Source organism: Rhodoferax sp. (genome assembly GCF_018063565.1).
In the GTDB taxonomy this organism is placed as follows: Bacteria; Pseudomonadota; Gammaproteobacteria; order Burkholderiales; family Burkholderiaceae_C; genus Rhodoferax.
Genome location: NZ_JAGPBB010000116.1, coordinates 1 through 8,928 on the forward strand (window position 1 = coordinate 1; position 8,928 = coordinate 8,928).

General features: G+C 57.9%; 8 protein-coding genes. 2 read left to right on the top strand and 6 right to left on the bottom strand.

The window, feature by feature from the left end; all coding sequences use genetic code 11:
* On the bottom strand, positions 1–409 hold a 409-nt coding region (locus KBF66_RS17560), incomplete at its 3' end, for a DUF3592 domain-containing protein (RefSeq protein ID WP_296660439.1).
* 310 nt (positions 410–719) lie between these two features.
* Here KBF66_RS17560 and KBF66_RS17565 point away from each other — a divergent pair.
* A complete protein-coding gene (locus tag KBF66_RS17565) occupies positions 720–2,618 on the top strand; it encodes a DUF2207 domain-containing protein (protein WP_296660442.1) in 1,899 nt (632 codons plus the stop codon).
* Positions 2,619–2,716: 98 nt separating this feature from the next.
* Here the strand turns inward: KBF66_RS17565 and KBF66_RS17570 are convergent, their stop codons facing one another.
* Both KBF66_RS17570 and KBF66_RS17575 read right to left on the bottom strand, forming a co-directional pair.
* The gene (locus KBF66_RS17570) at positions 2,717–3,844 is read right to left on the bottom strand and encodes a crosslink repair DNA glycosylase YcaQ family protein (RefSeq protein ID WP_296660445.1); all 1,128 of its coding nucleotides are present in this window, start codon (positions 3,842–3,844) and stop codon (positions 2,717–2,719) included.
* 70 nt (positions 3,845–3,914) lie between these two features.
* Positions 3,915–4,694: a tRNA-uridine aminocarboxypropyltransferase gene (locus tag KBF66_RS17575; protein ID WP_296660462.1), complete on the bottom strand. Its 780-nt coding sequence runs from the start codon at positions 4,692–4,694 to the stop codon at positions 3,915–3,917.
* Between the two features lie 802 nt (positions 4,695–5,496).
* Between KBF66_RS17575 and KBF66_RS17580 the strand changes: the two genes are divergently transcribed.
* Positions 5,497–6,162 (top strand): hypothetical protein, encoded by a 666-nt coding sequence (locus KBF66_RS17580; RefSeq protein ID WP_296660448.1) that lies wholly within the window; start codon positions 5,497–5,499, stop codon positions 6,160–6,162.
* A 214-nt stretch (positions 6,163–6,376) separates the two neighbouring features.
* On the opposite strand, the gene KBF66_RS17585 is transcribed toward KBF66_RS17580, so the two are convergent.
* The 3 genes from KBF66_RS17585 to KBF66_RS17595 form a co-directional block, all read right to left on the bottom strand.
* The gene (locus KBF66_RS17585) at positions 6,377–7,147 is read right to left on the bottom strand and encodes a LytTR family DNA-binding domain-containing protein (RefSeq protein ID WP_296660453.1); all 771 of its coding nucleotides are present in this window, start codon (positions 7,145–7,147) and stop codon (positions 6,377–6,379) included.
* Positions 7,144–8,274, bottom strand: coding sequence for a histidine kinase (locus KBF66_RS17590; RefSeq protein WP_296660456.1), 1,131 nt, complete (start codon positions 8,272–8,274; stop codon positions 7,144–7,146). Before KBF66_RS17590 ends, KBF66_RS17585 begins: the two co-directional genes overlap by 4 nt.
* Before the next feature lie 83 nt (positions 8,275–8,357).
* Positions 8,358–8,537: a hypothetical protein gene (locus KBF66_RS17595; protein ID WP_296660460.1), complete on the bottom strand. Its 180-nt coding sequence runs from the start codon at positions 8,535–8,537 to the stop codon at positions 8,358–8,360.
* Positions 8,538–8,928: the final 391 nt, after the last annotated feature.

The following is an 8,928-nucleotide window of genomic DNA, read 5'->3' on the forward strand; positions in this document are numbered from 1 at the left end:
TTCGCGCCAGAACTGACTTCTGCGGGTTGGCCGGGTCGTACCAGCAAGTCATTCGCACACCTGTATGGATATCGCCCGTTTCCTGGCCGGTTGCCATGATGCCGTCGTGATTGTCGTATCCTTCGGCGAAATAGTGGACTGCATTAACTCTGTAAGACCAGCTGAATTCACGATGCGCGGTGTCAGTGCTGTACCGACTGCCCCCAAGAACAGAGGTCGATGAGGAGTTCACTGTGACGGCACCCTGCACCTGGCACTCGGTCGGTTGATAATGCCAGGCAATGCGGTAATCACGCACCGCTTGCAAGGCAAAAGGCACCATCATCCCCAGGCCGACCAACACAAAGATCAGAAAAAACGGCCAGCCTTTTCTGGCCTGCTGAGAAGCGGCTACTTGACGGGTGACCATGGTTGCCCATCGGTTGCCGACTTTTCACTGACGCCGCCACTGTTTTCCCAACATCGATTGCCGGGCCAATCGCTGCCTGATCGACTCATCACAAAACGCTCCTCAGCATCACTTGCGGTGGATGCAATCTATCGCACTTCCGCATCGATGTCCATCAAAAAAGTGGTGCGGTGCGTTCTTGGTCGGCGTTTGCGGCGTTCCGAAAGCAAGCTCTAGGCGCGTTATAACAGAGGTTGCATGGTGCGGTTTGGGTTACGATGGGAGCCTTGGCAAGCGCCAACCCATCTGGCTGACGGTGCCAAAGTACATCATGCTTCGAAACCTGATTGTTTTGACTGCCATGCTGCTGGCAGTCGCTCTGGGCCATGCCAAGTCACTGTACTGGCGTGCGGTCGACGTGCAGGCGAACCTCGACGCGGACGGTCTCATGCACGTGATCGAGACACAAACCTTCGTCTTTGATGGGGACTGGAACGGTGGCGAGCGGCGTTTTGTCGTCCATCCGGGTCAACGCCTGCAACTCGAAGGTGTGGACCTGATGGATGGCACCAGGGCGGTACCCCTGACGCGTGGAAGTCTGGATGCGGTGAATCACTTTGAACTCACCAACGCGGCCGTGCTGCGTTGGCGTTCAAGGCTACCGAGCGATCCGCCCTTTTCGCAGAAGGCGCTGACCTATCGGATTCGCTACACACTAAGCGGTGTGCTTCGTGGCCATAACGGGCACTTTGGGCTCAATCACGACTTTGCGTTTCCGGACCGAACCGGTGTCATCGAACAGTTCACATCGCGATTCGTGCTGGACTCAAGCTGGACAGGTATGCCTTCGCCACACGTTCAGGAGCTGAGAAACCTTGGGCCGGGCCAAGGTGCCATTGTGCTGGGCGAACTGACACACCGCGGTTCGTCGCAACCTCGTTTTGTCATCGCCTTGACATCTCCGATCGGGATTCACGCTTCACTGGGAATGCTGGTCTTGGGTGCCTGCCTGGTCACAGGCTACTTTCTCTGGCAGGAGAACCGGTACGGGCGTTTTGCCCGCATCGTCAGCCCGAAAACCATCGACAGCGCATGGCTGGAAAGCAAGGTATTTGCGTATCGCCCTGAAGTTGTCAGCGCCATCGCGCTCGGCTGGGGATCCAATGTTGTCGCCACCATCCTCGCGAGCCTGGTACAGAAGCGCCAGGTGGCGTCGCGTGTTGAGAAACGGTGGTTTCGCCGACCCAGGTTATCGTTGCGACTGCTGGTGGATGCCGAGACATTGCCAAAGGAGTATTCGGCATTGATCAACAAGTTGTTCTTTGACGGCAATCGGTCCACAGATACCGACGCCCTGCTGCATCGCTATGCCGGCAAGGGACTCAACCTGACGAGCACCGTCGACGATCTGATGGGGCGCGAGCTCAACAAACTGCCTGACTGGTCCAAGGCCCCCAGGAAACTGAACTGGAGATTGAACGGCGCATTGCTTGTTGGTTCTCTCGTGGCGATGGTGGCCGCCGCGCTGGCGGGAACTCGTGACGGCCTGGACCTACTGTTGTGGCAGGTTCCCGCTGGGCTGGTCACGCTTTACCTGGGGGTGCGAGCGGCCGAAAGCCAGGCGTGGGAAATGGATTGGATGACGGTACGCATCCTGTTGATCATCACCATCACGGCACCCCTGTTTGGCATCAGCACGGCCATCTTGCTCGATGCGTCCACCAAAATGCTTCATGTCTCGGTTTTGGCCACCATGGTCGCCTGGAATCTGGCGGTACTGAAATCCAACCTGGACGCGATGCGAATCAACCAAAGCGCCAGGAAGATCCAGGTTCGCAAAAATATGTGTGCGGCACGCAACTACTTCCGGGCGCAACTTCGATCATCGGCACCACAACTCAAAGCCCATTGGCTGCCGTATGTGGTGGCTTTGGGTCTGGTACCCAAGGTTGAGACCATGTTTCAGTCCTGCGATGTTGCCGACCCTACAGCGCAAAGCGCCGAGTCAGGCATGGAAACGGAGTCAGACAGCTTTTCACCCAGAACAAGACCAGCGTTTGGCGCAGCGTCGACAGCGGTGTGGACAGGTGGATTGTGGCAGAGCGCAGTAGCAGGGATGGATGTGTACACGCCGACCTCGGGAGCCAGCACTTACAGCAGCAGCTCATCAAGCAGCAGCAACACCAGTGGTGGCAGCAGCAGCGGTGGTGGCGGAGGTGGCGGCTGGTAATGCCACCAGGCAGTGCCACAACACCCCCATTGGCTACCACCAATCACTATAGTTATCAGAGCATAAAACAGACGTTGATATTGGGCTAAAGGCCAAACTTACCTCAAAATGAAGTTAGTCTTGCCGCCATGCTCGCGCGCAGCCCCCAGAAAATCGCACATTCGCTGCAGTTCGTCATCCAACGCCGGTGCAAAGGCGGCCTCGGTGGGAGCCCGGCCTGACACGTAACCCAATTCAGCCTCAAGTTGGCCATCGCGTAAGACCAGATTCGCCCAGCCAATGGCTTGATCGCGCCACAAAAGAGGCAAAGCATAGTAGCCGCGCTGACGTTGCGGCGCCGGGGTATAGGCCTCAAATCGGTAGGCCCAGCCCCAAAAAATCTCAAACCGACGCCGGTCCCACACCACCGGGTCAAACGGTGCGAGCAGGCGTACCGCCTCGGGACACTGGAAACGACTCGTGGCCGGTCGCTCATCGCCAGGCCAATACCAGCGGATACCGTCCAACTCGGCACTGGCGAGGCGTTTTCGGGCGCGCACAAAAGCAGCCTGACGCTGATGCGCCCATTGCGGCGCGCCACCACGCAGATGACTGATCAGGTCACCCAACGAACGCTCCGGCAAAGGCGCATAGTGCCGCACGATGACGTCCACCAATGCGTCCATGGCCGTCTCCGGACTGGCGGCGACCAGCGCGGGCTCCGGTGCGTGCCGCACCGCGTAAGTGCGCACACCGCCGATGCGACCGGCAATCCGCAGCATTCCGCGGTAGTGCATATCGTCGAGCAATTGCGTGCTGGCCCGGGACATGCCGCCAAACCAGTTACGTGCCGAACCGTGTGCAAAGTGAGCATCCACCTCACGCGGGTGCACCACGGCGCGTTCAGCCACATACGCCAACACCGCCTGTGCCTGCAACTGACGCTCCGTCGACCATGGGGTGGCCGGTATACGCGGATGCATCAAGGACTGGATGGTGCGTGGCAGAAAACCATAATTGACAAAGAAGTCTTCTTCAATATCCAGCTTGGCGTACTGCCGCGCCAAATCACCGACATGGTAGTTTTTGACACGATGGCGCAGCATCAGGTCTTGCGCCGGCGCCGGAGCGCGAATAGGGTCGGCCTGCACAAAACCCAGTCGCCCAACGGCGCGCGACAGCGTGGTTGGGCGAAACAGGCTGCGCGCGACCGCGTAGCGGCGCAAATTGCTCAGAGTCAGTGCCATCGGGTCAGCTGATCGAAACTGTTTATAAAAACAGCATTGCGTTTTGAATCACCTCGAGTGGCAGTCATGATCAATGGGCGGGCTCAAACGCTGCGTGGGTTTGCACGGATTGCTGAGCATTCAGCAGTTGTGCCAGACGTTGGTGTGGTGCGCCTTGCCGATCCGCCGGCACCTGGTTTTTGGCTTGCAGGTAATGGTGGGTAAACACATCCAGATAGGCGTCGAGCACCTTTGCGGCATGTGGCTCACCAGCCAAGTCCAGGCACAGGGACCCAACCTCGGAGGTGCAAAAATGGTCGCGTCTGCTGGATCGGCGCAAACGGTAGTTCGACAACTGATCAGGGTGAAAACTGAGCACCGGCAAGTGATCGAGATAAGGGCTTTTGCGAAACATCTTGCCCGCTTCGGCCCAGGTGCCATCCAGCAGTACAAACAGCGGTCGCTTTGGCTGCGATTCTGAGGCAGTCATGTCAGGCAACAGCATGGATACAACCCGCTCAGGGCTGACAAACTCACCCGGAAACACCACATAGGGTTGCCACTGCGGGTCGGCCAGCAGCACCAGTAGCCTCGGGTCGACCGACGTGCGCGCCCAACTGTAGGCAAACGTGTCGGCCACCACTTCGGCAATCAGCCAGCCGGTATTGCTGGGTTTGAGCGGTTCGATATCAGCCATCAGCAGACAGATACCGGCGCGCGTCGGCACCACCGGGCGGATGGCGCAAAGACAGTGGCTGTGGATGACCCGGCAACCCAGGCAACGCACGGTCTTGGCGCCACCACGCGCACGAAAAGGCTTTACAGCGCGTGCCAGACGCTCTGCGCGCAGGCGGTAAACGGCATGGGGCATGGGATCCGGACGGCGTTGGTTGAAAAAGTCGATCAGCGTGAAGTGGTTACGGCTGGGCTGTGTCAAGCTGAAGAAAAATCAGTGCTTTGGCTTCAAATGGGTGAACATGCACATCCATTGCGCCATTGGGTCCACGCAAATCCATCACCAGCTCTTGAAAGCCAACCTGAGCCAACTGTTGAGACAAATCGTTTAGTTCCATTGTTGGCCTAGGCGTCGAGTTCTTCATTGGCTGAGAAAATTGGAGCAATTTCGACAAAAATCCTGCTTCCGACTCATGCTACCAAAAAACTTACGGCAGGAAGTCGTCCCGCCAATCATTCGCAGACGCCGCCACCCGCCCCGCCAGGATGCCATCGTTCCACCCGACCAGACATTCCTCCACCTTATCGCCAAGCACTCCGCACCGAACCACGGGAGAACTTGCCACAGCTGTCGCCGGAATTCCTCAAGCATGTGGACAGATTCATGGACCTTTCGGTTCCGGTGGAGTTTTATGCGACTTGCAGGGAGATGCACGCTGCTGCGCTGCAATCATTGCGATGGTGCCGCTGAAAGATGCACCTCAAAACCACTTTATGACGCTTTCTGACGACCACCAAGTGATTGTTAACTGAGCAACTCGCTTCCGCAAAGACCTTGAATAGAACTGATAAGTGGCCTATTTCAAAGGTCCGTGTCCAATGCATCGCGTGAAAATCAGCGATTGAGCAAAGTCTCGCTGTCATCCAAATCCGGGGGAATGACTGGCGTTGCCGCGGGTCTTTGCGCTTCAACCGGACCTATTTCGAAACGAGCGAATATGACTGCCATTTCTTCCACCAGCAGCCTGCTATCTGGGAGCACTGCCTCCTCCAGCACCAGGAGTTCAGTCACACGCGGCAGCACGGCTGAGCACTGGACAAACTATCAAGACTTGCTTGCACGTACGGTTGCCGCAGAGGCAAAAAGCCAGCTAACAGGAAATGCATTAAACGGCTTGCCTTGTTTTGTTTCGGATTCCACCAACCAGGGTGCGCTACAAAACGCTTGCAGTCCGCAGCACTGGGCAGCCATTCAGGCCCGCCAGGCTCAGGATACCGCGTTGGAAGTTGCACAAAAGGCAACGATCATCAATACCTACAACGACACTGGCATTGACCCTTATGCTGCTTGGGATCGTTATCTTGGCAAGCAACCGGGAAGCACGCTGGCTGGTATCACTGGAGACTTGTCAGTAGTTGTAGCGCCTGCCGTAGCGTCCGAGATTGGAAATGACATGACTGTGGTTGGTGGAACCGCCAGCGCGATAGTGTCACAAGAAACCGCGCCAGAGAATGCATCCGACACCTTTGCTACGACCAACCCCAGGCCAGCAAACACCTCCATTGAGCCCAGAGAAGATTGGTCCGACGAATTTCAGTCGCCGGATCTTGTTACTGAGTTGTTGGCGCAATTGCAGACAACCTTGAAAACACAACAAATTTGATCTGGGCTCTCGCGAGCGAAAACCCGTCCCGTACCCAGCATCAGCAAAAAGTGCCGGACTGTTGCCGAAAGTCTAGATAGAACGCGTCGCCTGAGGACGCCCAAGCCTTACCCAACACACCGATGGACGTGCGAGTATCGGAGCGTATCGGGAAAGATGCGTCCACGAGCACAAGCCAGAGAAGGGGCCGCCAATTCACCGGCAGACGATTGTGCTACATGGCCTTGAACAGGTGCACATAGGCACGGCTCACGGGCAGTTCGCGGGCGCTGCCCTTGATGCGCAGGAACAGCCGACTGGCTTCGTCGCGCCGTGTGCCTGCAAGGTACTGCAGGTTAATGAGTGTGGAGCGGTGCACCTGCCAGAATTGCTCGGGATCGAGTTGCGCCACCAGGTCGATGATGGGTGTGCGCAGCAGGTGTTCGCCACGCACGGTTTGAGCCACCGTGTATTTGTCGTCCGCCTGGAAAAACAACACGTCCTCCACAGGAATCTGGTGCGTCAAATCCCCCTGGGCGGCGCGCACATAGCGCAGCCGGGGTGCCGTAGGGGAGTTTGCTCCCAATAGGCGCCTCAGTGCCTGCGCCATGGCGGCGTCTGCCTCAGGTGGCGTTGGGGCGGAGCCCGCAGCCAATGCAGCCTTGACGCGGTCCAGCGCCAACTGTAGACGCTCCGTTTTCAAGGGCTTGAGCAGATAGTCAAGAGCGGCATGGTCAAAGGCCTGCACCGCAAACTCGTCGTAAGCGGTTACAAAGACCACCCGGGTAGTGCCCTCAATTCCCTGCGCCACCTGCAGGCCGGTCAACCCTGGCATCTGAATGTCCAGAAACGCCAGGTCTGGTTGCAAATGCGCAATTCTTTCAGCCGCCTCAATACCGTTTCTGGCGATATGCAGCACCTCGAGTTCAGGCCACAGCTTTTTCAGTTGGTCTTTCAGGTACAGCGCAAGGTGTGGCTCGTCATCGGCAAGCAGGGCCGTTGTCATGGGAGTATCTCCTGAGGAAGTTGCAAGGTCACTCGTGTGCCTGCAGGGAGGGGTTCCAACGCGATAGAGGCATTTTCGCCATAGCGGGTGTGCAGTCGGGCACGAATATTGTCGAGCGCCATTCCGCTGCCAGGACGGCCGGAGTGCTTCTGCGCAGCGCTGCCCATGCCATCGTCTTCGATCGTGATTGTCAGGCGATGCCCTTGCTCGCTGGCGGTAATGCGCACCGTGCCTCCCTCCACCTTGGGTTCGAGACCATGACGTATGGCATTTTCCACCAGAGGTTGGAGCAACAGCGGTGGCACCAACGCTGCACCCGCAAGCTCGTCCATCTTGATCTCATAACGTAGGCGCTCCCCCATGCGAATTTGCATCAGCAGCAGGTAGCTCTTTACCATGTCCAGTTCGGCGGACACCGTGCATTGAGTAGTGCGCAATTGCCCCAGGCTGGAGCGAAGGTAATCCGTAAACGCCTCCAGCATCGCCTTCGCACGCGAGGGTTCGTAGTCCATCAAACTATGCACATTGGCCAGAGTGTTGAACAGAAAATGCGGCTCAATTTGGGCCTGCAACAGGCGCAGTTGCGATTCGGTAGCCTGCAACTGCAGCGCCTGCCGCTTGGTGTGCCAGCGCCAATAGAACCAGTTCACCAGAGTGATCAGGGCGGTAATGACCAGAAAATTGCTGATGGCACGTGGCTGCGCTGCAAACACCGCCCAGGCATCGACCTTAAACAGAAGCGAGATCCAGGCCAGCCCGAGCAGTCCACCCAGCAGGGCACCGCTAACACCCAACATAGAGAAAAGTACGCCAGCACGCCAGTCGCGCCAGCCGATGATGCGCTGTAAGGTTGACTCGGAGAGCAGCAATTCCACGCTACGGTACAGCCCGTGGATGGTGTAACTTATGCATAAGCAGACCACAAGGTTCGCCGCGAGGTTGTAGCGCCACCAGATCCATCGGCCCAAGTTGCCCGAAAACAGGCCCACCAGCGTTACCAGTACCACCCCGATGCATAGTCCCAGTGCAGTGGTCAGAGCCAAGCGTGCCCAGGCCGGCTCGGGGCGGTTTTTTTTCAGAACCCAGTAGGTACGCCAGGCGGACTGTAGGGGATGGAGTGCGTTCATGGCGACAAGTGTAGGCAACACCAGCGACTACAAGACTTCGCTTTGCGACGAATCGACAGAGTCGCCGACAGTTGGCAAACGGGCTAGTGGCACAACAGCGTGGACAACTCAAGCCAACGGTCATCCAGCAACTTGAGTTCCTCGTTGGCGGCGGTCAGGCTGCGGCCGATGTCGGCAATCTCTGACGTATGCGGGTTGCTCGAAAAGCGGCCCTCCAGCAGAACGCCCTCGCCGCCCAGGGTCTCCTTGCGCTGCCCTGCCAAATTACATTTCGCTCCATTGCAGCTACCCAGCGCGAACACTTCAAATCACCCGTCGAAACCGATGCACCCGACGCCAGTCCCCGCCCACAATCTGCCCCATCTCGCCACTGCCGCCCCACCGGACGGAGGGTCGCCATGCCCGAGCCCCGAGCGCGGCAGAGGTGCCAAACGTGGCCCACCTCGCGGCCACCCCGAACCGCCCCCGACTACGCTGCAGCCTGCACCCCGGCGCCCCCCGCACCCGGTACCTAAAATCCATACAACAACGTAAGCAAGCGGCAAAGGCATCTTGCACCGAGTCAAAATTCTTAAGACGATCGTGTCCACTTCAAAACAGGTGGACACATGCACACTTCAAGATCAGAAATTCAAATGCCGATGGCCGGACGGC